At 30.9% G+C, this 26,278-nt stretch carries 25 protein-coding genes; 13 read left to right on the forward strand and 12 right to left on the reverse strand.

Annotation, left to right across the window (positions count from 1 at the left end; genetic code table 11):
• Window positions 1-8 precede the first annotated feature (8 nt).
• On the forward strand, window positions 9-638 hold the full coding sequence (locus ELQ12_RS06220; protein ID WP_002861021.1) for a protein-L-isoaspartate(D-aspartate) O-methyltransferase: 630 nt from the start codon (window positions 9-11) through the stop codon (window positions 636-638).
• A gap of 19 nt (window positions 639-657) precedes the next feature.
• On the opposite strand, the gene ELQ12_RS06225 is transcribed toward ELQ12_RS06220, so the two are convergent.
• The 10 genes from ELQ12_RS06225 to ELQ12_RS06270 form a co-directional block, all read right to left on the reverse strand.
• The gene (locus ELQ12_RS06225) at window positions 658-1,845 is read right to left on the reverse strand and encodes an aspartate aminotransferase family protein (RefSeq protein WP_074486872.1); all 1,188 of its coding nucleotides are present in this window, start codon (window positions 1,843-1,845) and stop codon (window positions 658-660) included.
• 3 nt (window positions 1,846-1,848) lie between these two features.
• Window positions 1,849-2,694 carry an acetylglutamate kinase gene (gene argB / locus ELQ12_RS06230; protein ID WP_072223576.1) on the reverse strand — a complete coding sequence of 282 codons (846 nt, stop codon included), beginning with the start codon at window positions 2,692-2,694 and terminating at the stop codon, window positions 1,849-1,851.
• A gap of 3 nt (window positions 2,695-2,697) precedes the next feature.
• A complete protein-coding gene (locus ELQ12_RS06235; RefSeq protein ID WP_044778734.1) occupies window positions 2,698-3,144 on the reverse strand; it encodes an N-acetyltransferase in 447 nt (148 codons plus the stop codon).
• Between the two features lie 9 nt (window positions 3,145-3,153).
• The gene (argC, locus tag ELQ12_RS06240; RefSeq protein ID WP_052949953.1) at window positions 3,154-4,182 is read right to left on the reverse strand and encodes an N-acetyl-gamma-glutamyl-phosphate reductase; all 1,029 of its coding nucleotides are present in this window, start codon (window positions 4,180-4,182) and stop codon (window positions 3,154-3,156) included.
• Window positions 4,183-4,345: 163 nt separating this feature from the next.
• Window positions 4,346-5,437, reverse strand: a complete 1,092-nt coding sequence (locus ELQ12_RS06245) for a DNA adenine methylase (RefSeq protein WP_044778732.1) — start codon at window positions 5,435-5,437, stop codon at window positions 4,346-4,348.
• Between the two features lie 38 nt (window positions 5,438-5,475).
• Window positions 5,476-5,994 carry a translation initiation factor IF-3 gene (infC, locus tag ELQ12_RS06250; protein ID WP_002851726.1) on the reverse strand — a complete coding sequence of 173 codons (519 nt, stop codon included), beginning with the start codon at window positions 5,992-5,994 and terminating at the stop codon, window positions 5,476-5,478.
• Window positions 5,991-7,799 carry a threonine--tRNA ligase gene (gene thrS / locus ELQ12_RS06255; RefSeq protein ID WP_070261532.1) on the reverse strand — a complete coding sequence of 603 codons (1,809 nt, stop codon included), beginning with the start codon at window positions 7,797-7,799 and terminating at the stop codon, window positions 5,991-5,993. The genes infC and thrS overlap by 4 nt, the downstream gene beginning before the upstream one ends.
• A 130-nt stretch (window positions 7,800-7,929) precedes the next feature.
• Window positions 7,930-8,733: an undecaprenyl-diphosphate phosphatase gene (locus tag ELQ12_RS06260; protein WP_070261531.1), complete on the reverse strand. Its 804-nt coding sequence runs from the start codon at window positions 8,731-8,733 to the stop codon at window positions 7,930-7,932.
• A gap of 73 nt (window positions 8,734-8,806) precedes the next feature.
• Window positions 8,807-10,804, reverse strand: a complete 1,998-nt coding sequence (locus ELQ12_RS06265; RefSeq protein WP_126231848.1) for an oligopeptide transporter, OPT family — start codon at window positions 10,802-10,804, stop codon at window positions 8,807-8,809.
• A 182-nt stretch (window positions 10,805-10,986) separates the two neighbouring features.
• Window positions 10,987-12,330, reverse strand: coding sequence for an SLC13 family permease (locus ELQ12_RS06270; protein ID WP_134264631.1), 1,344 nt, complete (start codon window positions 12,328-12,330; stop codon window positions 10,987-10,989).
• 317 nt (window positions 12,331-12,647) lie between these two features.
• Here ELQ12_RS06270 and ELQ12_RS06275 point away from each other — a divergent pair, with 317 nt between their 5' ends.
• The 5 genes from ELQ12_RS06275 to purF all read left to right on the forward strand — a co-directional run bounded on the left by ELQ12_RS06275 (window position 12,648) and on the right by purF (window position 17,568).
• Window positions 12,648-12,995, forward strand: a complete 348-nt coding sequence (locus ELQ12_RS06275; RefSeq protein WP_002915799.1) for a hypothetical protein — start codon at window positions 12,648-12,650, stop codon at window positions 12,993-12,995.
• Between the two features lie 134 nt (window positions 12,996-13,129).
• A complete protein-coding gene (locus ELQ12_RS06280) occupies window positions 13,130-14,257 on the forward strand; it encodes a hypothetical protein (RefSeq protein WP_070261529.1) in 1,128 nt (375 codons plus the stop codon).
• Complete coding sequence (locus ELQ12_RS06285; RefSeq protein WP_044778724.1) at window positions 14,257-15,438, forward strand: AAA family ATPase; 1,182 nt, start codon at window positions 14,257-14,259, stop codon at window positions 15,436-15,438. Before ELQ12_RS06280 ends, ELQ12_RS06285 begins: the two co-directional genes overlap by 1 nt.
• Window positions 15,439-15,500: 62 nt before the next feature.
• The gene (gene dapB / locus ELQ12_RS06290; RefSeq protein ID WP_052802346.1) at window positions 15,501-16,229 is read left to right on the forward strand and encodes a 4-hydroxy-tetrahydrodipicolinate reductase; all 729 of its coding nucleotides are present in this window, start codon (window positions 15,501-15,503) and stop codon (window positions 16,227-16,229) included.
• A gap of 1 nt (window position 16,230) precedes the next feature.
• The gene (purF, locus tag ELQ12_RS06295) at window positions 16,231-17,568 is read left to right on the forward strand and encodes an amidophosphoribosyltransferase (RefSeq protein WP_052859064.1); all 1,338 of its coding nucleotides are present in this window, start codon (window positions 16,231-16,233) and stop codon (window positions 17,566-17,568) included.
• A gap of 2 nt (window positions 17,569-17,570) precedes the next feature.
• On the opposite strand, the gene fliI is transcribed toward purF, so the two are convergent.
• Both fliI and folE read right to left on the reverse strand, forming a co-directional pair.
• Entirely contained in the window at window positions 17,571-18,956 is a 1,386-nt protein-coding gene (fliI, locus tag ELQ12_RS06300) for a flagellar protein export ATPase FliI (protein WP_002854283.1), read from the reverse strand.
• Window positions 18,956-19,528: a GTP cyclohydrolase I FolE gene (folE, locus tag ELQ12_RS06305; protein WP_002851990.1), complete on the reverse strand. Its 573-nt coding sequence runs from the start codon at window positions 19,526-19,528 to the stop codon at window positions 18,956-18,958. The genes fliI and folE overlap by 1 nt, the downstream gene beginning before the upstream one ends.
• A 142-nt stretch (window positions 19,529-19,670) precedes the next feature.
• Between folE and tig the strand changes: the two genes are divergently transcribed.
• Genes tig through purN form a run of 7 tightly spaced genes read left to right on the forward strand, consistent with a single transcriptional unit; the run spans window position 19,671 to window position 26,265 of the window.
• The gene (gene tig, locus ELQ12_RS06310) at window positions 19,671-21,005 is read left to right on the forward strand and encodes a trigger factor (protein WP_070261527.1); all 1,335 of its coding nucleotides are present in this window, start codon (window positions 19,671-19,673) and stop codon (window positions 21,003-21,005) included.
• Window positions 21,005-21,589, forward strand: coding sequence for an ATP-dependent Clp endopeptidase proteolytic subunit ClpP (clpP, locus tag ELQ12_RS06315; protein WP_002861003.1), 585 nt, complete (start codon window positions 21,005-21,007; stop codon window positions 21,587-21,589). Before tig ends, clpP begins: the two co-directional genes overlap by 1 nt.
• A 35-nt stretch (window positions 21,590-21,624) precedes the next feature.
• Window positions 21,625-22,152 (forward strand): peptide deformylase, encoded by a 528-nt coding sequence (def, locus tag ELQ12_RS06320; protein ID WP_002870676.1) that lies wholly within the window; start codon window positions 21,625-21,627, stop codon window positions 22,150-22,152.
• Window positions 22,149-23,654 (forward strand): YifB family Mg chelatase-like AAA ATPase, encoded by a 1,506-nt coding sequence (locus tag ELQ12_RS06325; protein WP_070293606.1) that lies wholly within the window; start codon window positions 22,149-22,151, stop codon window positions 23,652-23,654. Before def ends, ELQ12_RS06325 begins: the two co-directional genes overlap by 4 nt.
• 1 nt (window position 23,655) lies before the next feature.
• A complete protein-coding gene (locus ELQ12_RS06330; protein ID WP_052949937.1) occupies window positions 23,656-24,354 on the forward strand; it encodes an NYN domain-containing protein in 699 nt (232 codons plus the stop codon).
• A complete protein-coding gene (locus tag ELQ12_RS06335) occupies window positions 24,338-25,708 on the forward strand; it encodes an NAD(P)H-hydrate dehydratase (RefSeq protein WP_134264632.1) in 1,371 nt (456 codons plus the stop codon). The genes ELQ12_RS06330 and ELQ12_RS06335 overlap by 17 nt, the downstream gene beginning before the upstream one ends.
• On the forward strand, window positions 25,699-26,265 hold the full coding sequence (gene purN / locus ELQ12_RS06340; protein WP_002870679.1) for a phosphoribosylglycinamide formyltransferase: 567 nt from the start codon (window positions 25,699-25,701) through the stop codon (window positions 26,263-26,265). The genes ELQ12_RS06335 and purN overlap by 10 nt, the downstream gene beginning before the upstream one ends.
• Window positions 26,266-26,278 lie beyond the last annotated feature (13 nt).

The raw sequence follows: 26,278 nt of genomic DNA on the forward strand, positions 1-26,278 counted from the left end.
GAGAAGTAATGAACGCATTTGAACAAAAAAGATGTCAAAATATGGCTGAAGAAATTGCACAAAAAGTTTTTATCAATGAAGAGCTTTTTAATGCTTTTTGTCAAATTCCGCGTGAAATTTTTTCTCCTTTAAAAGCCCATGCTTATCGCCTTGATGCTTTGCCTTTGGCAAATTCTCAATGGATTAGTTCACCTTTAACTGTAGCTAAAATGACTATGGCTTTAGATTTTAAAAATGCTGATAGTATTTTAGAGATAGGTTGTGGAAGCGGCTATCAAGCTGCGATTTTAAGCAAAGTCATAAGGCGTGTTTTTACCATAGAACGCATAGAAAATTTAGCCAAAAAAGCCGCTCAAACTTTCAGAGAATTAGAACTTTTTAATATCAATGTAAAATTTGATGATGGACAAAATGGCTGGAAAAATTATGCTCCTTATGATAGAATTTTATTTTCTGCTTATGCGACACAAATTCCTGAAATTTTACTCGATCAATTAAGCGATGGCGGGATTTTAGTCGCTCCTATTTTACACAATGGCAAACAATTCATCACACGCCTTAGAAAAAATGGCACAAATTTACAAAAAGAAATTTTAGAAGAATGTTTATTTGTGCCTATAGTAGATGGAAAAGAATAAACTTTTTTTACAAAATTTATTAAAAACTCTTTAGAGCCTTTCTTAACTTTTCACTCATTTCATCAATATGTTCTTTTTGCAAAATCAAAGGAGGTAAAAATCTCAAGTCATTCTCCCCACAACTTATCAGCAAAAGTGCGTTTTCTTGGCATTTTTGAATGATCTTGGACACTTTTATACTTTTATCAAGACTAAGCCCTTGCATAAACCCTAAGCCTTTGCGTTTTTTACAAAAATCAAATTCTTTGATCAACTCATCTAAACTTTGCTCTAAATAAGGCGTGAGTTTATTGACATTTTCTAAAATTTTTTCTTCTTTAAAAATTTCAAAAATCGCATTCATTCCTGCACAAACCAAAGGATTTCCCCCATAAGTGCTTCCATGATCACCCGCTTCTAAAGAATTGCTTGCTACTTTTTGATTTATTACAAAAGCACCCACACTAAGCCCACAGCCTAAGGCCTTAGCTGAAGTCATGATATCAGGCAAAATTTGTGCGTGCTCATAGGCAAAAAATTTTCCACTTCTACCCATACCACATTGAATTTCATCAGCGATTAATAATATATCTTTTTCATCGCAAAGCTTTCTTAAGGCTTTGTAAAAATCTTTATTTGCAGGATTTATCCCACCTTCTCCTTGTACGCTTTCTAAGATAATGGCACAAGTTTTTTCATTTACCAGTTTTTCAACGCTTGAAATATCATTATATTTTGCAAATTTAACCCCTGAAATTAAAGGTTTAAAAGGCTTTTGATATTTTTCATTAGCAGTAAGCGATAAAGCCCCTAAAGTACGCCCATGAAAAGAATGCTTAAAAGCGATAAATTGTCCACCCTTAATACCTTTGTTAAAGGCGTATTTTCTAGCTGTTTTCATCGCTCCTTCTATACTTTCTGTACCAGAATTTGTAAAAAAAACACGCTCTAAAGCACTAGCTTTGGCTAAATTTTTAGCTGCAGCGGCTATGTTTTCATTATAATATAAATTGCTAGTATGTAAAAGTTTATCCACTTGAGCTTTGATTTTAGCATTAAATTTAGCATGATTATATCCTAAAGCACAAACACCTATGCCACTTGAAAAATCAAGATATTTTTTAGCCTTATCATCAAAAAGATAAACCCCTTGCCCTTTTTCTAAAACTATATCAAAACGCTTATAAGTAGGGATAATATGACTTTGTTCTTTATAATCCATTTTCATCCTTTAACCCACCAAAGTGCCTATACCTTCATCGGTAAAAAACTCAAGCAACAAAGAATGCTTCACGCGTCCATCTAAAATATGCACCTTTTTAACTCCATTTTCACAAGCATCAATGCAAGATTTTAATTTTACATGCATACCACCTTCTATTTTAGGAGCTAAAATTTTAGCCTGTTCAAGACTGATTTTAGAAATTAAAGAATTTTTATCATTAAAATCCTCATAAAGCCCTGCAGTATCCGTTAAAAAAGCAAGTTTTTCAGCCCTTAAAGCTTTAGCAATCGCACAAGCTGCGTCATCAGCGTTGATATTATAAGTATTAAAATCCTCATCCATACCAATAGGAGCAATGATAGGTAAAAAATCTTTTTCCAAAAGCTCTTCTAAAATTTTCGAATTTACCTTTTGTATCGTGCCAACAAAAGCTAAATTTACATCTTTTTTCACACATTCTAAAAGTGCACCATCTTTACCACAAAGCCCTATGGCTTTAACTCCTAAATTTTGTAAACTATGGACTAAATTTTTATTGATATGATTTAAAACCATACTGGCTACTTCAGTAGTGGCTTTATCACTAACCCTAAGACCGTTTTTAAACTCACTCTTTACGCCTAATTTTTCACACATAGCAGAAATATCTTTTCCTCCACCATGTACGATGATAGGCTTTAAACCCACGAGTTTTAAAAGAGCTATATCTTGCATCACGCAATGCTTTAGCTCTTCATTTTCCATAGCTGATCCACCGTATTTTATAAGTATAATCTTGGAATTAAACTTGCGTATATAAGGCAAAGCTTCGATTAAGACATTAGCTTTTTCTAAATATTTTTGCATGATCATTCCTTAAGCATTAAAGCTAGTTTGATTATACTCATTTAAAGAAAGATCGTAATAATTCGCATCTTCTCTTAAAGTAAAACCATAATGTTTCCAAAACTCATTGCCCAAATCATTGTTTTTAAAAGCGATTAAGGCGATTTTATTGATCTTTTGAGCTTTTAAAGCCTCAAGACAAAATTTCGTCATCTCGTGTGCTATACCCTTTTTTCTATGATCTTTATGTACACATACATGATAAAATCCCCCTGTACGTCCATCATGCCCGCAAAGTATACTTCCTACAATTTCTTCATCAATCACTGCTACAACGCTAAGATTTGGGTTTCTATCTAAAAAATTTTCTATATTTTCTTTGCTATCATCAATACTTCTTATCCCAAAGCCTTTTATCTCGCACCAAAGCTTATAAACGACTTCATAATCGCTTTTTTGCATAGCTCGTATTAACATTTTTATCCTTTACAAATTTGCAAAGAATTTAAGTCCTTCATCTTCATCAAAATCAAACATTAAATTCATATTTTGAACAGCTTGTCCTGCTGCACCTTTGATTAAATTATCAATAGCACCAAGCACAATAACACGCCTTGTGCGTTGATCTATACTAACATTAATATCCGCAAAATTGCTTGATTTAACCCACCGAGTCTGCGGAAACGACTGCGGCGGTAAAAGCCTTATGAATTTATTGTTTTGATAGTATTTTGTATAAATATCGCGTATATCTTGTTCTTGCAAATTCTCTTTTAAATTTGCATAAGCACTGATTAAAATTCCTCTTTGCATAGGTACAAGATGAGGGGTAAATTGTAAAGTGATTTTCTCTTTGGCTGCATAGCTTAAATGTTCTTCAATTTCAGGAGTATGACGGTGTGAAGCCAAACCATAAGCTTTGATATTTTCATTAACTTCACAAAAAAGATTTTCCACCTTTGCACTTCTTCCTGCTCCACTTACTCCACTTTTTGCATCAATGATAACTGAGCTAAAATCAATGATCTTTTCTTTAAAAAGCGGATAAAGACTTAAGATAGAACAAGTGGTATAACAACCTGGATTTGCCACTAAACTTGCTTTTTTTATCTCTTCTTTATAAAGCTCGCAAAGTCCATAAACTGCATTTTGCAAAAGCTCTTGATTAGGATGAGTGAATTTATACCAAAGCTCATAATCTTTAGGATTTTTAAGACGAAAATCTGCACTTAAATCAATGATTTTCATCTTTTTTAACAAATTCTCATTTAAAAGCTTAGCGCTAAATTCATGCGGAGTAGCCAAAAACAAAAGATCAAGTTCAAGTTCATCTAAATTTTTATTTTCAAAACATAAATTTAAAGGGGTATTAGGATAAAGATCTTGATAATTTTGTCCCACGCTAGAACTCGAACCTAAATAAGAAATTTCAACTTTGGGATGATTAAGCAAAATGCGTACAAGCTCATTACCTGCATAACCACTCGCTCCTAAAATCCCAACTTTTATTTTCATCTTTATCCTTTAAATGTAAAAGGAAGTATTATAAACAAAAAAAGTTAAAAATTTTAACTATTATTCTCTTCAACCTTATCTTTATTGCTCGAAAATCAAAACATCTGAAAAAATAAAATTAATTTAATCATGCAAAATAAAAAATAATTTTAGCAACAAGAATTTAATTTTTAACTAAAATATAAAGTTGTTCATGAAGATGGATATTACGATTTTTAAGATTGCGAGAAGCTCTAAAAGTATTATATTTTTGTTCTAAAATCCGACATTTTCCAAGAGTACTTAAACGCTTTAAAAAAATTTCTTTTTTTACAAAACCTTCACAATTATAAGAAAGTAAAATCACTCTTGCTTTTAAATCATTAATGAGTTCAAATAAAGCGTCTTGGGCAAATTTTGACTTATTAAAAGTACTACGATTCCAATCTTTTGGAATGCCACTGATTTTAGAAATTTCTTCAGGTTTTTTATAATTTGCGATTAAATTTAACATAAAATAATTAGAACTATAAGGATGTTGATTATAAGGAGGATCAAGATAAACCACATCAAAAAAATCAAGTTCTTTTGCAAGCATGCTTGCATCCTTTTGCATCACTTCAAATTCACAAGAAAAATTTGAAAAAATAGGCATTTTAAGCTCTATTTCTCCTTTAATGCGTTTAAGTGCATTTTGTCCTTCGCCACCAAATTTTCCGATACCATCCTTACCCTTATAAAAACCTTTAAAAACTCCACTAGTATTTGAATGCACACTAGCTTCATAAATTAAAGGGGCTATAAAGAAATGTCTCAATTCTTTTGGAATTTCATTTTCAATTCTTTGTCTCATAGTATCAAGATATAAAGCATTTTTAAAAGTATAAAAAACCCTTTCATTTTTTTTAATATCATCATCATCTTTTGGAGCATAAAGCTCACTGATAAAACCTTTTTGAAAACCTAAATTTTGGATTAATTTTTTATAATACTTTTTTATATTTTGAAGCAAATCTTTGTCTTTATTAGCAAGATAACACTCATTGATGAGTTTTGAATAATCTTCTAAATCATTGGCTAAAATATAATTTGAGTGTGCTTTTGCAAAACGACTTACAACACCTGAGCCACTAAATATATCACAAAAACTAAATTTATCTTTACCAAGTTCTTTTTTAGCTACCTTAAAGCCCTTATTTAAAAAACTTAAAAGCGCTCTTTTATTTCCAAGATAAGTTATAATTTGCTCTTTTAAAAAAGAAGGATTTTCTTTCAAAATTTAAAACCTTTAAAAGCCTTATCCACAAAAGTGGATTAAGCTTTTTTTGGAGTTACAAGCATATTTACATAACGACCTTCAAAATTTGGCTCTTTGTCACGATTAGCTTCATTTTCTATCATAGTCCAAATTTTTTCAAGCAAAGCTACACCTGCTTCAGGAGTTGCCATTTCACGTCCTTTTAAGAACACACGAAATCTCACATGCTTACCTTGTTCTAAAAATTCTAAAGCATGTTTTACCTTGTAGTTAATATCATTTTGAGCAATTTTTACAGAAAGTTTGATTTCTTTTATATCAATCACTTTTTGTTTTTTCTTTGCTTCTTTTTGTTTTTTCTCTTGTTGATAACGGAATTTACCATAGTCCATGATCTTGCAAACAGGTGGCTTAGCATCTGCAGCTATCATTACAAGATCAAGTCCTAAACGATTTGCAATTTCTAAAGCTTCATCACTACTAATAATACCATAAACCTTGCCATCATCGCCAACACATCTGATTTCATCCGCTCTTATTTCTTCATTGAGCAATACTTCTTTTTCTTTACTCAAAAGTGTACCTCACTCATTTTCTCCTTAACTAATTTAATAAATTCATCCAAGCTAAGATTTTTTTGTTCTTTAGCTCTTCTATCTCTTAAAGCAACGCTACGCTTTGCCACCTCATCATCGCCTAAAACTAAAATCATAGGTAATTTTTGTTTTTCAGCGATACGAATTTTCTTACTTAAACTCTCATTTTTTTCATACACCTCGCTATCAATATTAAGCTCTAATAATTCTTTTTGAATTTCTTTTGCGTAAGCAATATGTGCTTCGCCTATTGGCACTATACCCACCGCAGTTGGTGCGATAAAAAATGGAAACTCACCCGCACAATGCTCGGTTAAAATTCCTATAAATCTTTCAAAAGAACCTAAAATCGCACGATGCAACATTACAGGTTGTTTTTTTTCATTATCACTATCAGTGTATTCAAGTTTAAAACGACTTGGCAGGTTAAAATCTACTTGTATGGTTCCGCATTGCCACTTTCTTTTTAAAGCATCGGTGATTTTAATATCAATCTTTGGCCCATAAAAAGCCCCTCCACCTTCGTCAATACCGTATTTTAAACCTTGTTCATCTAAAGCTTCTTTTAAAGCCTTAGTTGCTACTTCCCAAATTTCATCATCACCTATGGCTTTTTCAGGTTTAGTTGAAATTTCCATTTCATAGCTAAAATCAAATAATTTCATCAAATTATCTACAAAAGCTAAAATTTCTAAAACCTGCTCTTTAATCTGACTTGGCATACAAAAAATATGCGCATCATCTTGAGTGAATTCTCTCACCCTAAAAAGTCCGTGCAAAACCCCACTTTTTTCATGACGATGCACCACGCCGTATTCAAAAAATTTCAAAGGCAAATCACGATAACTTCTTATATCACTTTGATAAATTTTAATATGCCCCACACAGTTCATAGGCTTAATGCCATATTCTTGTTCATCAATTTGTGTAAAATACATATTTTCTTTATAGTTTGCATAATGTCCACTGATTTTCCATGCATCTGCTTTTAAAAGCTCAGGCCCACGCACAGGCTCATAACCACGCAAACGATGGATCTTATAAAGCATATGTTCAAGTTTAGATCTAAGTCTTGCACCATTACTCAACCAAATAGGAAGACCTCCTCCGATCTCATCATCAAAAGTAAAAAGCTTAAGCTCTGTTCCAAGCTTTCTATGATCACGTTTTTTAGCTTCTTCAATAATAGTTAAATACTCTTTTAAACTTTCCTTATCTGCAAAAGCAGTCCCATAAATTCGAGTAAGCATTTCTCTTTTTTCATCACCACCCAAATACGCTCCTGCAACACGAGTGAGTTTAAAAAAGCGTAAAAATTTCGTATTTGGCACATGAGGACCACGACACAAATCTTCAAATTCGCCTTGCTTATAAATACTTACAGCTCCATCAGGAATACGCAATAAAACTTCTTGTTTTAAATCATCATTTTGAAATTTAGTCAAAGCTTCGTTTTTTGTGATTTCATATTTTGAAATTTCAATCTTTGCTTCAGCAAGTTCTTTCATCTTTTTTTCAATTTTTACTAAATCTTCTTCGCCGATCTTACTTTCTACACGAAAATCATAATAAAATCCATCTTCTATAACAGGACCAACGAAAAATTTAGCTTCAGGATACAAACTCTTAATCGCCTGTGCCATTAAATGTGCACAAGAATGACGGATTACTTCTAAACTTTCTTTAGAATTATCAAAATAAATTTCTTTTAAATTTGTATCTTTCACACTTTGAGAGTCAATTATTGTCTCATTATCCAAATACGCAATAACTTCTTTTTCCATATTTTTAACCCTTTGTCGCTCACTTACCCTGTGAGTGTTTATAAAGTTCTAATTTTAACTTTCTAAGACTTAATTATTTTTGAAATTCAGCTTATTTTTAAAAAAATCTTAGAATAAATTTAATATTTATTTATAGCTTAAATTCACTTCCAGCATTTAAAATCCCACTATAATACACATAAAAGAAAATAAGCCCCAAAATAATGCGATAAATTCCAAAAGGGATAAAATTAAATTTAGAAATAAATTTTAAGAAAAATTTTATAACTAAAACCGCAACGACAAAAGCAGTGATAAAACCTATGCCTAAAGGAATTAAAGAATTTGCGTTACTCAGCAATTCAGGCTCTTTATAAATGCTGTAAGCCGTAGCAATAATCATCGTTGGAATGGCAAGCAAAAAGCTAAATTCAGCAGCCACTTTTCTATTAAATCTTAACAAAAGCCCACCAATAATACTTGCTCCACTTCTTGAAGTTCCAGGAATCATGGCTAAAGATTGAAAAATACCTATACAAAAAGCTTGTTTAAAACTTATTTCTTCTAAAGAATTGATACGATATTGTTTATTTTTATGTGCAAGCTCTATAAAAATAAACACAACACCACCAAAAATGAGCATTCCAACCACAACCCAACCATTAAATAAAGCATTTAAGTATTTTGCCACAAAAAGCCCTATAACTCCAGTAGGAAAAAATCCCACTGCAAGTTTTAACCAAATATCAAGCCCTTGAAACAATTTACGCCAAAATACAAAAATTACCGCCAAAATAGAACCAAGCTGGATAATAATCAAAAAACTTTTCCAAAACTCATCTATATCAATACCTAAAATAGTCGTACCTAAAATCATATGTCCTGTTGAAGAAACAGGTAAAAACTCAGTCAGACCTTCTATAATTCCAAGTATTAAAGCATATAAATTTTCCATTTTAATCCTTGAATGATAATTGCAAAAGAAAAATTATATCAGAATGGATTAAATGGGGTTTTAACCCCAAAAATTAAGCATCTTTTTTAACAATACGCTTAATGAAATATAATACAACTCCCACAAAAAAGATAAGTGCTAAAAGCTCGCTATCATGAAAATTTGTTAAATTTAAAGCTAAAGGATTTTCACTACCACCCATACTTACTGAAAATACAGTAATTCCTGCGATAATTACCCCAAAAATACTTTCACCCACTATAAGCCCTGAAGCAAAAAGCGTGCCTCTTTGCTCACAACTTGCAAGTTTTTCTTCTTTATGAGAATTTTTTGCATATTTTTTAGTTAAGTATTGCATTACAATATATTTTAAAATTCCGCCTATAACTAAAGGTATATTTACAGCAGGTGGAAGGTAAATACCTATTCCAACGGCTAAAGGTGGCAAAGACATTTTCTGTGTTCTTCTTAAAATTTTATCTATAATAATCATTAAAATTCCTACAAATACACCAAAAGCCATATAACCCCACTCTATATTGTGATGAAAAATTCCTTGAGCGATAGTACTCATTAAATTCGCTTGTGGTGCTGCTAAAGCCGATGAAGCATCCATACCTTCTCTTGGCATTGCCCCAACAAAACCATAGGCTTGATAAAGCAAATTTAAAACAGGAACTATAGCCAAAGCACCAAAAATACAGCCTACAAGTAAAGCAACTTGTTGCTTCCAAGGAGTAGCTCCGACTAAATGCCCTGTCTTTAAATCTTGTAAATTATCATTCGAAATAGCAGCTGTAGCCAAAATAACACTAGTAGTAAAAATAGCTAATGCTACTGCAAATTTAGAAAGCATAGGATCTTGAAAAAGTTCCACACCTAAAACCAAAAAAACAATAGAAGAAATAATAACACCAATAAGTCCGATTCCAGAAATAGGACTAGAAGAAGATCCTACAAGTCCTGCCATATATCCGCAAGCTGCTGCAACAAAAAAACCTATTAAAACAGAAACTAAAGTTCCAACAAATGAAAATAGCATTTGATAATAAATACTTAAGTTAGCATCTTCAACAAAACTATAAAAAGTAATAAATAAACCCACAACCATTAAAACAAAAAGTATAAAAATACTTTTTAAAGAAAGGTCTATATTTGTTCTTTCATTTTTTTCTTGATTAGTAATTTTAACATTTCTAACAATTTCTTTAATACCTTCAATAACGGGTTTTAAAAGTTCTATTAAAGTCCAAAGCGCTGCTATAGCAATAGCTCCTGTTCCTATAAGCCTTACTTTAGAACTCCATACACTAGAAGCTAAATCTACGGCATTTTTTGCACTATCGAATTCAAAATTTGAAAGATAAGGAGTAAAAATACCCCAAGCTAAAAACATACCTACAAAAAGAGCTATAGCACCTGCTAAACCAACTAAATAACCCGCTCCTAAAAGTGCCAAAGAATATCCCATAGAAAAACCAAAAACCATTTTATTCCAAATAAAAGCAAAATTACTCTCACTTGCAGCGAGTTTAAAACCATTGCTTAATAAACTAAAAATAGCAGCTATAAAAGAGCCTAATGCTATTTCTTTAATACCTTGTTTTCCTTTTTTATTGCTCTGATCTTTATTGGCTACTTTTAAAATTTCAGCTGCGGCTCTACCTTCAGGATAAGCAAGTTTGCTTTCAACCACCATAGCCTTTCTTAATGGTATAGTAAAAAGCACTCCAAGTCCGCCACCACAAAGACATATCATAAAAGTTTGCCAAAGTGGAAATTCACTCCAATATCCACACATAAAAAGCCCTGGGATAACAAAAATAACTGATGATAAAGTTCCTGCTGCTGAAGCTTGAGTTTGAACCATATTATTTTCTAAAATATTTGAAGTCTTAAAAAGACTCAAAACCGCCATGGAGATGACCACAGCTGGAATTGATGATGAAAAAGTAAGTCCCACTTTTAACCCCAAATATACATTTGAAGCTGTAAAAATAATAGTTAAAATGCTTCCCAAAATCAAACCCCTTAAGGTAAGTTCTGGTAAATTTTGTTTTTTGTACATCATTTCTCCGTTTTAAAATTTACTTTCAACTTAAAAAATATTCTTATAAGTTTAAATTTATAATTTTTCTCTAAAGCAAAATAAAATAATACAAAAAAACGCTTATATTTTTATAAATTTTTGACTCAAAAATATCATAAAACAATGAACCAATCATTGAAAAATCAAAAGTTCTTTTATTTTAATTATATTATCCCAGCTACCTCAGCAAAAATCAAGCAAATAATACTTATACCCCATATATAAAAAAAGCTTCTTTTGATATGATCTTTAATATTAACCTCTGCTAAACCACAACCTAGCAAAGTTGCAGGCACAACAGGAGAAATAAATGTCGCACAATTTCTTGCTATCACCATGATAATAGCTATAGTCAAAGGTTCAGCGCCAAAAGCCTTAGTTACACTCAAAACTATAGGCATCACTCCATAAAAATAAGAATCTGTACAAAAAATAATTGCCATTGGAACAGCCAATACCCCTACCATCAAAGGAATATAAGCACCTAAATAATCTGGAACAAAATTTAAAATCAAAACACCCATTTTCTCCATAATACCACTTTTATCAAATACGCCTATTAATATCCCAGCACCAATTAAAGTAATATACATAAGCATTGCACCAGCACTTGCACGATCTAAAACTTTTTTAGCTATTTTTAAATTAGGATAATTAAGCGGTAAAATTATTGCAAGTCCTATCATAAAGCAAATATAACTAGGAAAAATACCACTAATTAAAAGCCCAATAACCCCAATAGCTACAAGTAAATTTAACCAAAACCATTTTTCATTATGGTGTTCGCTTTTTTCTATATTTAAATTTATTCCAGACAAGTTACCTGCGCCTGCACCTCTTTTTATTTCTATCTTAGCAATCCAAATTGCCAAAAGAAGGGATAATACCAAACCTACAATCTGAATAGGTATAATATGGTGCCAAAGCAAATTTGCATCCATTCCTATATTAGTAGCCGCTCTTAAAGTAGGACCACCCCAAGGAATAACATTCATAACCCCCATAGCCGAAGTAATAATCAATAACATTGAAGTCTTTCTTATACCTAAACGCTCATAAATAGGTAATAATGCAGGTATTACAATAAGAAAAGTAGAAGCACCTGAACCATCTAAATGCACAGCAGCGGCAATAAAAACAGTAAGAATGCAAACTTGATATACATTAGCTTTCATTTTTGATAAAAATGCATTTAAAATTTTAGTAAAAAAACCACTTGCATTTAAAACACTAAAAAAGAGTATAGAAAAAACAAACAAAGCTGCCGTATCCGTTACGCTTTTGACTCCATCTTTAATAAAAGCAACCAATGTTTTAATATCAAAAACACCTCCTTTAACCCCTAAAGCTGCACCCACGCCAAAACCAAGTTGTTCAAGAATAAGTAAAATACAAGCTACACTAATACTTACACTTATAAAAGCTAATGCTGGAGTATAATCTTTTAGCAAAAGCCAAACTATCAATCCTAATGAGAAAAAACCCAATAAAGCTAAAAAAATTTCCATATCCTATCCTTTTGTATCATTTTTATTCGATAATAAAATAGGATATTTTAAGTCCAACTTATATGTGTTTAAATTTATAGCTTTTTGGAAAAAATATATTTTTTAATGTAACCATTTTAAACAAGAATAAAAAAATAATTTTTAATTATTTTTGATAAAGTATTCACTCTTTTAAATTTACAACTAGAAGTAACGATAGTCAAAATATAATAAGTTGCATAATATTATCAAAACTAAAAAGTCAAAATTTTAACTTCACATTCACTTCACTTAAAAAGTTTATAATGTTATCACTTTACATTGAAGGAGAAATAATTATGAAAAAAAGTATTTTATTTGCATCAGCACTTTTAGCTAGCTCAATGCTTTTTGCAGATAGTCTAAAACTTGAAGGTACTATTGCACAAATTTATGATAACAATAAAACCTTGCTTATTGACTCGATTTATGGCGGACAAATGGCTATAAAAGTTCTACCAAATACCGAAATAGAAATGGATGATTGTGGTATTTTTGGAACAGATAAAGATGGAACTTTTAAAGATTTAAAGGTTGGAAATTTTTTAGAAAGTAAAATTTCTTATGGAACACCTGCTACGCCAAATACTCAGGCTATTCCAGTAGCTAGAAAAATTGAAATTCAATGTTATAAAAAAGCTTATTAATATAAATCCCTTAACAAGGGATTTATAAAAATCATTCTTTACTAAACTACTTCATCACCCTTAAATAAAAATTTAAACTCTTTTTTAACAAGCAATTTATAAAATAACACTTATATTTTCATCTAAGGCAAATAATGAAAAAATGGATTTTTATTGTTTTTTGTTTTATATTAGGTTTTATTATTCATATATTTTATATAGGATACACTAACGAACTTTTATTTAATAAATTTATTAAAAACAGCAATCCTGATTATACAATTACAGATATTTACTTCAAAAAAGGTTTTTTAACCTCTAAAGGAAGCTTTACTTTAAATCACTCTCATACACAGCTTTCAACCAAAATCAACCTTAAATTTAATAATTATTTTTTCTTAGATAAAATTATAAAAGGAAATTTTACAAATCCTTTTGATTTTTTAGATGAAGTGTTAAAAAACAATCAATTAGGAACTTTTACTCTCAAATTACACGATAACAACTCTAAAATATTTCTAAATATTAAAGATATAAATTTAAGCAATGAAGGCGGAGATACCATAATAAACGGCGGATATATTGAAGCTTTAATGAATAAAAATTTAGAAATTAAAAACATTAAAATACATTTTGATATGATTGATTTTTCTCAATTTTATACTAAATTTATATTGCAAAATTTAAATTACGAACAATTTTTTAACAATCCTGTACAATTTTATGAGTTAAATTTATTTAGCGATAGCCAACAAGAGATCAACTTTGATTATCTTGTGCTAGACAACAATAAAATCAATTCTTTTTATAGTAAAAACCAAGTAAATTTTAATGAAGAAAATTCAGCAATAAACTTAAACATACAAGGAAAATCCAATGAAATTGATATTGATCTTAAATCTTTATTGGGTCAGAATTTGAATTTTGACAAAACAAAATTTAATATAACCATAAATAAATTTCTTAACTCAAATTTCAATATCTCTCATTTTATTCAAAAAAATCTTGATCTAGAAATACAAAATTTAATTCTTGAAAAAAATAAACAAAATATCAGTCTACAAGGTAATTTAAATATTAACAACTCTTATCAAGCAAAATTACAAGTTATCAGTTCAGATGAGCCTGATGAAATTTTTCCTTGGACAAAGGATTATGGAGGTTTAAATCAATATTTTTTAAAAGAAAATAATAACTTTTTTCTAAATTTATCTTATGATAGCTTAGCCAATCCTCAGCTAAAAATTAATGGTAGTGAATTTTCAAATATGGATTTAAATTAATGAGCCTAGCTTTGACCTTTCGCCCTGAAAATTTTGATGATATTTTAGGACAATATGAGCTTATAGAAATTTTCAAAAAATTTACTGCTTTACAAAAACTTCCTCATAGTATTTTTTTTGGAACTGCAGGTTCTGGAAAAACAACTTTTGCTAGAGTTGTAGCCAAAGAATTTGGCTTAGATTTTTATGAATTTGATGGAGGAAATTTTAAACTCGAAGAGCTAAGAAAAATTTTAGATAATTATAAAAATAGTCTTTATAAACCTTTAATTTTTATTGATGAAATTCACCGCCTTAGCAAAACCCAACAAGAAATGCTTTTAATTCCTATGGAAAATTACCGTTTAATTTTAATCGGTGCAAGCACTGAAAATCCCTATTTTGTTTTAAGTTCTGGTATAAGAAGTCGTTCCATGCTTTTCGAATTTAAATCTTTAGGGGTAAAGGAACTTGAAACTTTACTCTTGCGTGTACAAGAAAAAATGAAATTTAATATTGATAAAGAAGCTAAAGATTTTCTACTTAAAAGTGCTGATGCAAGAGCTATGCTAAATTTGCTTGAATTTGTCTTGGTTTTAGATGAAAAACATATCAGTCTTGAAAATCTTAAAAAACTTCGCAACACCATAAATAGTGAGGGTGTTAGCTCAAAAGATACACATTATATCTTAGCAAGTGCAATGATAAAAAGTTTACGTGGAAGTGACGTTGATGCAGCTATTTATTATCTTGCAAGACTTATTGATGCAGGAGAAAGTGCGGATTTTATCGCTAGGCGTTTGGTGATTTTTTCAAGTGAAGATGTCGGAAATGCCGATCCAAATGCTTTAAATTTAGCAGTTTCGACTCTGGAAGCTGTTAAAAATATAGGTTATCCTGAAGCAAGAATTATCCTAGCCCAATGCGTAGTTTATTTAGCAAGCACAATCAAATCCAATGCAAGCTACAAAGCTATCAATGAAGCTTTAAACTATGTAAAAAATAATGAAGCTTTAGAAATACCTAATTATCTTAACAACAATCATCAAGAAAAACAAGACTATCTTTATCCACATGATTTTGGTGGCTGGGTAGAGCAAAAATATCTTAGTAAAAATTTAAAATTTTATCATAGCAAGGGCTTAGGAGAAGAAGCAAAATTGTTAGATAATTTATATAAATTAAAAAATTATAAAGCTTAATTTTATTATTTAAAATTTACAAAATAAATGCTAAAATCAATATTTTATTTTCAAGGAAAAAGATGATTAAAATAGGAATTTATGGCGCTAAAGGACGCATGGGAAAACAAATTGAAGAATGTTTAAAAAGCGAAACGCAAGCACAAATTTCGATACTTTATGATAAGGGTGGAAATTTAGAAGAGCTTTTTGAAAAAAGCGATGTGATTATTGATTTTTCTTCCCCAAGTGGAACTCATGAGCTTTTAAATTATGCAAGAACTATGCCTAAACCTTTGGTAATAGGTACAACAGGACTTGATGAGAAAATTTTACATTTGATGCAAAGTGCTAGTGAAGTGATGCCGATTTTTTATGCGACCAATATGTCTTTAGGTGTTGCGGTTTTAAACTATCTTGCTAGTAAAGCCAGTCAAATGCTAAGAAATTTTGATATAGAAATTTTAGAAATGCATCATCGCCATAAAAAAGATGCACCAAGCGGTACGGCTATGACTTTAGCCCAAAGTGTAGCAAAAGCTAGAAATTTAGAACTTGAAAAAGTAAGAGTAAGTGGAAGAGATGGCATTATAGGTGAAAGAAGCAAAGATGAGATTGCCGTGATGAGTTTAAGGGGTGGCGATATAGTAGGACGCCATACAGTAGGTTTTTATGAAGATGGGGAATTTTTAGAACTTAATCATACCGCTACTTCAAGGGCGACTTTTGCTAAAGGTGCGATTAAAATCGCTATTTGGCTTAGTAAGCAAGAAGCAAAAATGTATTCAATCAATGATTTTTTAGGAATTTAAAATGTGTGCAGTTGTAGGAGTTATCAATTCAAAAAATGCTAGCACTTATGCGTATTATGCGCTTTTTGCTATGCAACACCGTGGGCAAGAGGCAAGTGGTATTAGTGTGAGTAATGGTAAAAATATTAAGACTATTAAAGCCAAAGGTGAAGTGAGTCAAATTTTTAATCCTGATAATCTAAAAACTTTAGAAGGTGAAATCGCTATAGGGCATAATCGCTATTCTACAGCAGGAAATTCAAGTTTAAATGATGCTCAGCCCATAGCAGCTACTTCGGTTTTAGGTGATATTGCTTTAGCGCATAATGGAAATTTAGTTAATAAAGAAGAGGTAAGATCAAGACTTATTCAAGATGGGGCTATTTTTCAAACCAATATGGATACAGAAAATCTTGTCCATCTTATCGCAAGAAGTAAGCAAGAAAGCTTAAAAGATAGATTTATTGAGAGTTTGAAAGAATGTATAGGGGCTTATTGTTTTGTTTTAGCAAGCAAAGATAAACTTTATGTTGTAAGAGATCCTCATGGAGTACGTCCTTTATCTTTAGGACGTTTAAAAGATGGAGGCTATATAGTTGCTAGTGAAACTTGTGCTTTTGATCTTATAGAAGCTGAGTTTATTCGTGATGTTAAACCAGGAGAAATGCTTATTTTTACTCAGGGAAATGATAAATTTGAAAGCATAGAACTTTTTTCTCAAACTCCTAGAATTTGTGCTTTTGAATACATTTATTTTGCTAGACCTGATAGCATAGTAGAAGGCAAAAGCGTGTATGAAGTGCGTAAAAAAATGGGCGAAGCTTTAGCTAAAAAATTTGTTTATAAAGCAGACTTTGTCGTGCCTGTGCCAGATAGTGGAGTAAGTGCAGCTATAGGTTTTGCGCAATATTTACAAATCCCTCTTGAAATGGCAATAGTAAGAAATCATTATGTAGGAAGAACTTTTATAGAGCCAACTCAAGAGCTTAGAAATTTAAAAGTAAAACTAAAGCTTAACCCTATGCGTAAAGTTTTAGAAGGCAAAGAAATCGTAGTCATTGATGATAGTTTGGTGCGTGGCACTACTTCTAAAAAAATCATTTCTTTACTGCGTGCTGCAGGAGCGAGCAAAATCCATCTTGCCATAGCTTGTCCTGAGATCAAATTTCCTGATACTTATGGTATAGATACTCCAACTTTTGAAGAACTTATCAGTGCAAATAAAAATGCTGAAGAAGTGCGTGAATATGTAGAAGCTGATACGCTAAGTTTTTTAAGCATAGAAGAATTAACTCAAAGTATAGGCGATGAAAGGAAATATTCTTTAATCAGTTTTGATGGAGATTATTTTATTAAATAATTTTATTTTAAATTAGGATTAGGCAAAGTTGCACTTGCACTTCCTACATTTATATTTTGAGTTGGTGGCAAAGGAGTATTTGGTGTATCAATTTGACTTAAAAGCTCTAAAGTTTGATTAAATTCGAAGCTTTCTTCAGGATTTTGTCCTAAGAATTTTTGCATAAATTCTTTTTTAGAAATAGCTTCATCAAGTTCTTTATCACTTCCTTTCTGATAAGCACCGATGCGAAGCAATACTTCATTTTCTTTTAAAAGCGAGTTTAAACGCTTAAATTTTCTTGCCCAAAGTTTATGTTCAGGACTTATAATGTCACTCATCACCCTTGAAGCAGAGTTTTGTATATTAATAGGAGGATAAATTCCAAAGTCTGTTAATTCACGGCTTAAAACAATGTGTCCATCTAAGATAGAACGACTTTGATCGGCGATTGGATCGCTCATATCATCTCCATCTACCAAAACGGTAAAAAAGGCTGTTATAGTGCCTTTACCTTCTTCTTTACCCGTTCTTTCCATGAGTTGAGGCAAAAGACTTAAAACACTTGGCGGATAACCTTTGGTTGTAGGAGGCTCTCCAAGAGCTAGTCCAATTTCTCTTTGTGCCATAGCAAAACGCGTTACACTATCCATGATAAAAAGTACATCTTTGCCCTGTTCTTTAAAGTATTCTGCCACACTCATTGCGCAAAAAGCACCGTATTTACGCATCAAAGCACTATCATCACTTGTAGCAACAATAATCACTGTATCATCGAGCTTTCCGCCTAAATTTTTTTGTATAAATTCAGGAATTTCACGCCCCCTTTCTCCTATGAGCGCCACTACCTTTATAGGAGCTTTGGAATTTTTAACTATCATTCCCATAAGAGTGGATTTTCCTACCCCGCTTCCTGCAAAAATACCAAGTTTTTGCCCTACACCACAAGTTAAAAGTGCGTCTATGGTTTTAACACCCACGGGAAAAACTTCTTCTATAAGCCCTCTTTTCATCGCATCAATAGGTGCACGCATTATAGGCATATATTTACTTACTTCTATAGCTCCTTTACCATCTTTTGGACGCATAAAAGGATCTACTACTCTGCCTAAAAGTTCATCGCTAACGCCTATTTGCATACCTGCATCACTTATGAAAGCACGATCGCCTATTTTAAAACCTTCTATAAAAGAAAAAGGGCTTAAATAGCTAAATTGTTCTTTGATTTCTACGACCATAGCTAGAGTGTTTAAATTTTCATTTTCATTAGAAACTAGCTTTACTATATCTCCAACCCCTGTTTTAAGCCCACGAATTTCTATACTCGTAGCAGAAATTTTTGTAATCTCTCCAAAGATAGCACTTAAATTTTCTTTACCAAGTTTGGAGCGTAGTTTTTCAAGATTCATTAAAATCTTACCTGTTTAGCAGAGTTTATGAGAGAAAAAAATTCCTCTCTGGTTTTTTCATTTTTCAAGAAAATTCCACGCAAAGCTGAAGTTGTAGTGGTGGAATTAGCTTTTTGCACTCCACGCATTTCAACACACATATGTCTTGCTTCTATGACTACACCCACACCTTTTGCATCGACATTTTCCATTAAAGCTTGTGCGATTTGTTCGGTAAGTTGTTCTTGAATTTGAAGTCTTCTTGCAAACACCTCTACAAGGCGTGGAATTTTGCTTAAACCTACTACTTTTTTATTAGGGATATAGGCTACATGAGCACGCCCAAAAAAAGGTAAAAGATGATGTTCGCAAAGACTATAAAATTCTATATCACGCACTAAAACCATTTCATTATTAGAGCTTTCAAATAAAGCGTCATTTAAAATTTCTTTGACATTTTGCGTATAACCACTAGTAAGAAATTCATAAGCTTTAAAAACACGATTTGGTGTTTTAATCAGTCCTTCACGATTTGGATTTTCTCCTATAATTTCAAGCATAGTTTTAACACAATCTTCAAATTTTTTTTGCAAATTTTTCTCCAAAAATATTTTTATATTTTAATAATAATGTAATATTGCAATTTTATCATAAATTACTTTAAAATTTTATGCAAGCAATAAGGAAAAATTTGCTATCATTGAAAGCAAATTTTATTTTATAAGGAAAAAAACTATGGAAGTAAAGGCAAAGCAACTAGATTCTGTTAATGCGACTGCTAGTGTAAAAATTCCTTCAGGAATGATCAAAAGTGAAGTAGAAAATTTAGCAAAAAAAGCTTCTAAAAGTGTAAAAATGGATGGGTTTAGACCAGGAAAAGTTCCTGTAAGTGCTGTACTTAAAAGATATGAAAGAGAACTCACTCAAGACGCGGAACAAAATCTTTTTAAATCTGCTATAAATAGTGCTTTACAAGAACTTAAAAAAGAAAGTAAAGAGCTTGTAGGTGAGCCATATTTTGAAAAATTTGATCGTAAAGATGGAGAAATTATTGCTGAGTTAATACTTTCTTTTAAACCTGAAATCAAACTTGAGGGTTATGAAAAACTCATTCCTGAATACCAAACTCCAAAAGTAGGTAAAAAAGAAATTGATGAGAAAAAAGATGAACTTTTAAAGCGTTTTGCTACTCCTGAAGCTATAAAAACAAAAAGAGCTTTAAAAGAAGGTGATTTTGCAAAATTTGATTTTGAAGGTTTTGTAGATGATAAAGCTTTTGAAGGTGGTAAAGCTGAAAATTATGTTTTAGAAATTGGTTCTAAGCAATTTATTCCAGGTTTTGAAGATGGTATGGTAGGAATGAAAATAGGTGAAGAAAAAGATATCAAAGTAACTTTCCCTAAAGAATACGGTGCAGCGCATTTAGCGGGTAAAGATGCCGTATTTAAAGTAAAACTACATGAAATTCAAGAGCTTAAAATTCCAGAACTTGATGAAGAAATGCTTAAAAAACTTTTACCAGGAGAAGAAAAAGCTAGTGTTGAAGTTTTAGATGAAAAATTAAAAGAGCAAATCAAAAATGAAAAGCTTTTTAAACTTGTAAATGACGAATTAAAAGGTAAATTTGCAGATGCTTTGATTGAAAAATATAATTTTGATTTACCTAAAGGCATAGTAGAACAAGAAACTGATATGCAAATGCGTGCAGCTTTTAATACTTTTAGTGAAAAAGAAATCGAAGAGCTTAAAGCAAGTAAAGAAAAATACCAAGAAAAACGTGATTCTTTTAAAGAAGAAGCGCAAAAAAGTGTAAAACTTACTTTTATTATTGATGAGCTTGCAAAATTACGTAAGATTGAGGTAAATGATCAAGAATTGATTCAAGCGATTTATTTTGAAGCATATCGCTATGGTATGAATCCAAAAGAGCATTTAGAAAACTATAAAAAACAAGGAGCTTTACCTGCTGTGAAAATGGCTTTGATTGAAGAAAAACTTTTTAATGATATTTTTATGCCAAAAACAGAAAAATCGGAAAAAGCGAGCAAAAAAGAGAAAGAAGATAAATAATGTTTATTCCTTATGTTATTGAAAAATCTAGTCGTGGTGAAAGAAGTTATGACATTTATTCACGCCTTTTAAAAGATAGAATTATTATGTTAAGTGGTGAAATTCATGATGAACTTGCTGCTTCTATCGTAGCACAACTTCTTTTTTTAGAAGCTGAAGATCCTACAAAAGATATTTATCTTTATATTAATTCTCCAGGCGGTGTCATTACAAGTGGTTTTAGTATTTATGATACTATGAACTATATCAAACCTGATGTTTGTACGATTTGCATAGGACAAGCTGCTTCTATGGGAGCATTTTTGCTTAGTTGTGGCGCAGAAGGAAAGCGTTTTGCTTTGCCTAATTCACGCATTATGATTCATCAACCTTTAGGTGGAGCTAGAGGTCAAGCCACAGATATTGAAATTCAAGCTAAAGAAATTTTAAGACTTAAAACTATACTTAATGATATTTTGGCAAAAAATACTAAGCAAAAAGTTACAAAAATAGCAAAAGATACAGAAAGAGATTTTTTCATGTCAGCACAAGAAGCTAAAGAATATGGACTGATTGATAAGGTTTTGGAAAAAAGTTTTAAATGATTTCTTTGGAGATCATTTAAAACAAAGGTTTTTTAATGGTTAGAAAAATTATCACTTATCCTAATCCTAGACTTTTTTTAAACTCTGAAATTGTAAATAAATTTGATGCAGAACTTCACACCTTGCTTGATGATATGTATGAAACTATGATAGCAAGTAATGGAGTAGGTTTAGCAGCTATTCAAGTGGATATTCCTTTGCGTGCTTTACTTGTGAATATTTTTGATGAAAATGATGAACAAAAAAAAGAAGATTTGCTAGAGATTATTAATCCTGAAATTATTCCTTTAGATGAAGAAATGATCACTTGCACAGAAGGGTGTTTGAGTGTGCCAGATTTTTTCGAAGAAGTAAAACGCTATAATCATATCTTACTTAAATATCAAGATCGCTTTGGAGAATTTAAAGAACTTGAAGCAAAAGGTTTTTTAGCTGTGGCCATTCAACACGAAAATGATCATTTAAATGGACATTTATTTATAGAAAAAATTTCTTTTGCTAAGCGTCAAAAATTCGATAAAGAATTTAAGAAAAAGAAGAAAAATCATAAAAAAGAGAAATGAAAAAACTAAAGTGCATAAGCTTTCATGAAGGCTTAGACATTATAGAGGTAGAATCCACTTTTACAAGAGGTTTGCCAAATTTAAGCATAGTAGGACTTGCAAGTGTAGCGATTAAGGAAAGTATCGAACGCATCAAAGCCACGCTTTTAAGTTGTGATTTTGCTTTTCCTGCTAAAAAAATTACTATCAATCTTAGTCCTTCAGGCATCCCAAAAAAGGGATCTCATTTTGATTTGGCCATTGCTTTATTAATCCTTTTGCAAAATGAAGAATTAGATGACTTTTTTGTAGTAGGAGAATTAGGACTTGATGGAAGTATTAAAAGCACCAACGAGCTTTTTTCTTTGCTTTTGTTTCTCTCTGCTAAAATTAAAAAAGCTAAAATCGTTGTTCCAAAAAGCATAGCTCAAAAAGCTTCCATGATACCAAATTTGGAGGTTTATGGACTTGAAAATTTAAATGAAGCAATAGAGTTTTTTAAAGAAAAAAATTATGAAAATTTTCACTTCTCGCACAATCATCCTTTATTTACAAACCCTTTGCAAATAGAAAATGAAATTTTTTTACAAAATATGGATTTTAAACTTGATTTTAAAGACATCAAAGGGCAGGAAAAAGCTAAAAGAGCTTGTATAATAGCTGCTTTAGGTATGCATAATATCTTATTTGAAGGAAGTCCAGGAAGTGGTAAAAGTATGTGTGCTAAACGCCTTGTTTATATCATGCCTCCTCAAAGTTTAAGTGAAATTTTAATGCAAAATGCTTATATGTCTTTAGATTCAAAAGATTGTGAATTTACTAAAATTCGTGCTTTTCGTCATCCTCATCATACTTCTACAAGAGCAAGTATTTTTGGCGGAGGAACAAAAAATGCTAGAATTGGAGAAGTCGCACTTGCAAATGGTGGAGTATTGTTTTTTGATGAATTTCCACATTTTAACAAGCAAATCATAGAGAGTTTAAGAGAGCCTTTAGAGGATCATAAAATTCATATTTCAAGAGTAAATTCTAAAATCACTTATGAAACAAAATTTAGCTTTATAGCCGCTCAAAATCCTTGTCCTTGCGGAAATTTATTTTCTAAAAATCTTTCTTGTGTTTGTAGTGAAAATGAGATTAAAAAATACAAAAATCACATTTCAGCTCCTATTATGGATAGGATTGATCTTTATGTAGCTATGGATGAGATCAGCAAGGATGATAAAACAAGTATAAGTTCTAAAGAAATGAGTGAAAAAATTTTACAAGCTTTTATTTTTGGTAAAAAACGGGGGCAAAAAGAATTTAATGGGAAATTAAAAGATGAAGATTTAAGTCGTTTTTGTGTATTGGAAAAAGATGCCAAAGATACACTAGATTTAGCAATTTCACGTTATAATCTTTCTTTGCGATCACTCAATAAAATTTTAAAAGTTTCAAGAAGTATAGCGGATTTAGAACAAAGTCTTAATATTAACAAAACCCATATTTTAGAAGCTTTAAGCTTTAGAGCAAGGAATTAAAATGGAAAATAAAAGTATAGCTATCTTTATAGATGCAGAAAATATCCCTGCAAAATACGCTAAAAGTATTTTTGATATCGCTTCAGATTATGGAGAGGTTATCATTAAACGCATTTATGGAGATTGGACTCAAAAAAATATACAAGGTTGGAGAGAGCAAATTGCTGAATATTCTTTAATTGCTATGCAACAATTTAATTTTGCAGCCAACAAAAACTCAAGCGATATGTATTTAATCACTGAAATCATGTCCATATTTTATGAAAAAAACATAGATATTTTTGTTATTGTTTCAAGCGATAGTGATTATACTTCACTCATTCAAAAATTAAGAGAAAATAAAAAACAAGTTATAGGAATGGGGCTTGAAAAGTCTATAAAATCCTATGTAAATGCCTTTAGTGAATTTTTTTATTTAGATAAAGATGAGAGTAAAAAAGAAGATATTTTAAGTAAGGATTATTTAAGAGCTTTAATCAATATCACCGAACAGCTTATCGATGAAAAAGGGCGTGCCGAATACGCACTAATACGCACTAATATGAACCGCAAATACTCGGATTTTCATCCGCAAAATTATGGTTTTAAGAATTTTCGTGCTTTGATCCAGAAATTTTTACCTAAAATGAAAAAATTTGAAGAAGAAAGAGAAAAAAATATATATTTTTTGGTGAAAAAAGATTATGAAAGCTATTATTGATAATATAAACATTTTAGAACAAAATGCTATAAATAAAGGCTTAGATGAGCTTATTTTAATGGAAAATGCGGGATTAAATTTAGCCAAACTAATTAAAAAAGAAGCTAAAAAAATCTGCATTCAAGGCAAGATTAAAAAAGTAAAAATACTTTTTTTATTAGGCGGGGGTAACAACGCTTCAGATGGCTTGGTGGCTTTAAGAAATTTAAAACACGCTAAAGCTTATAAAGTAGGCTTTAAAGAAAATACGCTTTTTAAAAAACAAGAGCAAATTTTACAAAATTATGCTTTTAAATTTTGTAAAAAAGAACCTGATTTTAAAAAATTTCATATTATCATTGATTGTATTTTAGGCACAGGCTTAAATCGTTGCTTAGATGAAAAAACAAGTTTAATAATTCAAAAAGCTAATCAAAGCAAGGCTTTAAAAATAGCTTGTGATATGCCTACAAATTTGGGATTTTATCCTTGTTTTAAAGCTAATATTACACTTTGCATGGGAGCCTTAAAGGAAATTTTACTTGAAGATTTTGCTAAGGAATTTGTAGGAAGGATTAAAATAGCCAATTTAGGCATTAGCTCTAAGAAATTTTACCCTAATTCTCAAGCTTTTTTGCTTGAAAAAAAAGATTTAAAAACTATAGATAGAAAAATCAACGCTAATAAAGGAAATTTTGGCCATATTTATATAGTTGCCAATGCAAGCGCTGGAACTTTAGCAGGACTTGGAGCCTTAAATTTTGGAGCAGGTCTTGTTTCTTTAGTAGCACAAAAAAGCTTCTCGCCTCTTTTGATGTTAAAAGAAAAAATTGAAAATAATGCAAGTGCTATTGCTTTAGGTATGGGGCTTGAAAATTTGGATTTTCTAAAAGATGAAATTTTGCAAAACACTCCTTTGATCTTGGATGCAAACTGCTTTTTAAGTGAAGCTTTGCTTTGGTATTTAAACAGAAAAGATGTCGTTATAACCCCTCATCCAAAAGAATTTATAAGACTTTATAAAATATGCTTTGATGAGGATTTAAATATAGAAACATTGCAAAAAAATCGCTTTTTCTACGCTAGAAAATTTTCACAAAATTATGATTGTGTTCTTGTTTTAAAAGGAGCAAATCCTATTATTGTACAAAAAGAAAAATTATTTGTTGTAAATTTAGGAAATCAAGCCTTAGCTAAAGGTGGGAGTGGAGATGTTTTAAGTGGAATGATTGCTGCGCATTTAGGTTTTGGTTTTAGTGCTTTAGAAGCAGCAAAAAATGCTACTTTAGCCCATGGACTTGTTGCAAAGAAATATAAATTTAATAAAAATAGCTTTGATGCTTTAAAACTTATCAAAGGATTAAAATGCTTGTAAAATTAGCTGTACTTTTTAGTGGAAATGGAAGTAATTTAGAAAATATTTTAGAAAAACTTCATAAAAAAACTATAGGAGAAAATACCTATGAAGTAGTACTTTGCCTTTGCAATAAAAAAGATGCTTTTGGTATACAAAGGGCAAAAAAATTTGGTCTTGATACTGTGATTGTTGATCATAAGGCTTATAATACTCGTGAAGAATTTGATACGATTTTAGTACAAAAAATCAAAGAAAGTGGAGCAAATCTTACTGTATTAGCAGGTTTTATGAGAATTTTAAGTCCTGTTTTTACAAAAAATATTAAAGCGATCAATCTTCATCCTTCTTTATTGCCACTTTTTAAAGGAGCACATGCGATTAAAGAAAGCTATGAAAGTGATATGAAAGTGGCTGGCGTGAGTGTGCATTGGGTCAATGAAGAACTTGATGGTGGGATGATTATAGCTCAAAAAGCTTTTGAAAAAAGAAATTTGAGTTTTGAAGAATTTGAAGAAAAAATTCATAGCCTAGAACATGAAATTTTACCCTTAAGTGTGATTGAAATTTTTTCTTAAAGAATTAAAGGTA

This window comes from Campylobacter sp. US25a (assembly GCF_004379075.1).
GTDB lineage: Bacteria > Campylobacterota > Campylobacteria > Campylobacterales > Campylobacteraceae > Campylobacter_D > Campylobacter_D jejuni.

Coding starts and splice junctions, on each gene's coding strand:
- tig (WP_070261527.1), top strand. CDS start 19,671: ATGGAAGTAAAGGCAAAGCAACTAGATTCTGTTAATGCGACTGCTAGT.
- ELQ12_RS06335 (WP_134264632.1), top strand. CDS start 24,338: ATGAAAGCTATTATTGATAATATAAACATTTTAGAACAAAATGCTATA.
- ELQ12_RS06275 (WP_002915799.1), top strand. CDS start 12,648: ATGAAAAAAAGTATTTTATTTGCATCAGCACTTTTAGCTAGCTCAATG.
- argB (WP_072223576.1), bottom strand. CDS start 2,694: ATGATCATGCAAAAATATTTAGAAAAAGCTAATGTCTTAATCGAAGCT.
- ELQ12_RS06270 (WP_134264631.1), bottom strand. CDS start 12,330: ATGGAAATTTTTTTAGCTTTATTGGGTTTTTTCTCATTAGGATTGATA.
- ELQ12_RS06225 (WP_074486872.1), bottom strand. CDS start 1,845: ATGAAAATGGATTATAAAGAACAAAGTCATATTATCCCTACTTATAAG.
- ELQ12_RS06235 (WP_044778734.1), bottom strand. CDS start 3,144: ATGTTAATACGAGCTATGCAAAAAAGCGATTATGAAGTCGTTTATAAG.
- ELQ12_RS06280 (WP_070261529.1), top strand. CDS start 13,130: ATGAAAAAATGGATTTTTATTGTTTTTTGTTTTATATTAGGTTTTATT.
- dapB (WP_052802346.1), top strand. CDS start 15,501: ATGATTAAAATAGGAATTTATGGCGCTAAAGGACGCATGGGAAAACAA.
- ELQ12_RS06265 (WP_126231848.1), bottom strand. CDS start 10,804: ATGATGTACAAAAAACAAAATTTACCAGAACTTACCTTAAGGGGTTTG.
- purN (WP_002870679.1), top strand. CDS start 25,699: ATGCTTGTAAAATTAGCTGTACTTTTTAGTGGAAATGGAAGTAATTTA.
- purF (WP_052859064.1), top strand. CDS start 16,231: ATGTGTGCAGTTGTAGGAGTTATCAATTCAAAAAATGCTAGCACTTAT.
- ELQ12_RS06260 (WP_070261531.1), bottom strand. CDS start 8,733: ATGGAAAATTTATATGCTTTAATACTTGGAATTATAGAAGGTCTGACT.
- ELQ12_RS06220 (WP_002861021.1), top strand. CDS start 9: ATGAACGCATTTGAACAAAAAAGATGTCAAAATATGGCTGAAGAAATT.
- fliI (WP_002854283.1), bottom strand. CDS start 18,956: ATGAATCTTGAAAAACTACGCTCCAAACTTGGTAAAGAAAATTTAAGT.
- ELQ12_RS06325 (WP_070293606.1), top strand. CDS start 22,149: ATGAAAAAACTAAAGTGCATAAGCTTTCATGAAGGCTTAGACATTATA.
- argC (WP_052949953.1), bottom strand. CDS start 4,182: ATGAAAATAAAAGTTGGGATTTTAGGAGCGAGTGGTTATGCAGGTAAT.
- def (WP_002870676.1), top strand. CDS start 21,625: ATGGTTAGAAAAATTATCACTTATCCTAATCCTAGACTTTTTTTAAAC.
- ELQ12_RS06285 (WP_044778724.1), top strand. CDS start 14,257: ATGAGCCTAGCTTTGACCTTTCGCCCTGAAAATTTTGATGATATTTTA.
- thrS (WP_070261532.1), bottom strand. CDS start 7,799: ATGGAAAAAGAAGTTATTGCGTATTTGGATAATGAGACAATAATTGAC.
- ELQ12_RS06330 (WP_052949937.1), top strand. CDS start 23,656: ATGGAAAATAAAAGTATAGCTATCTTTATAGATGCAGAAAATATCCCT.
- clpP (WP_002861003.1), top strand. CDS start 21,005: ATGTTTATTCCTTATGTTATTGAAAAATCTAGTCGTGGTGAAAGAAGT.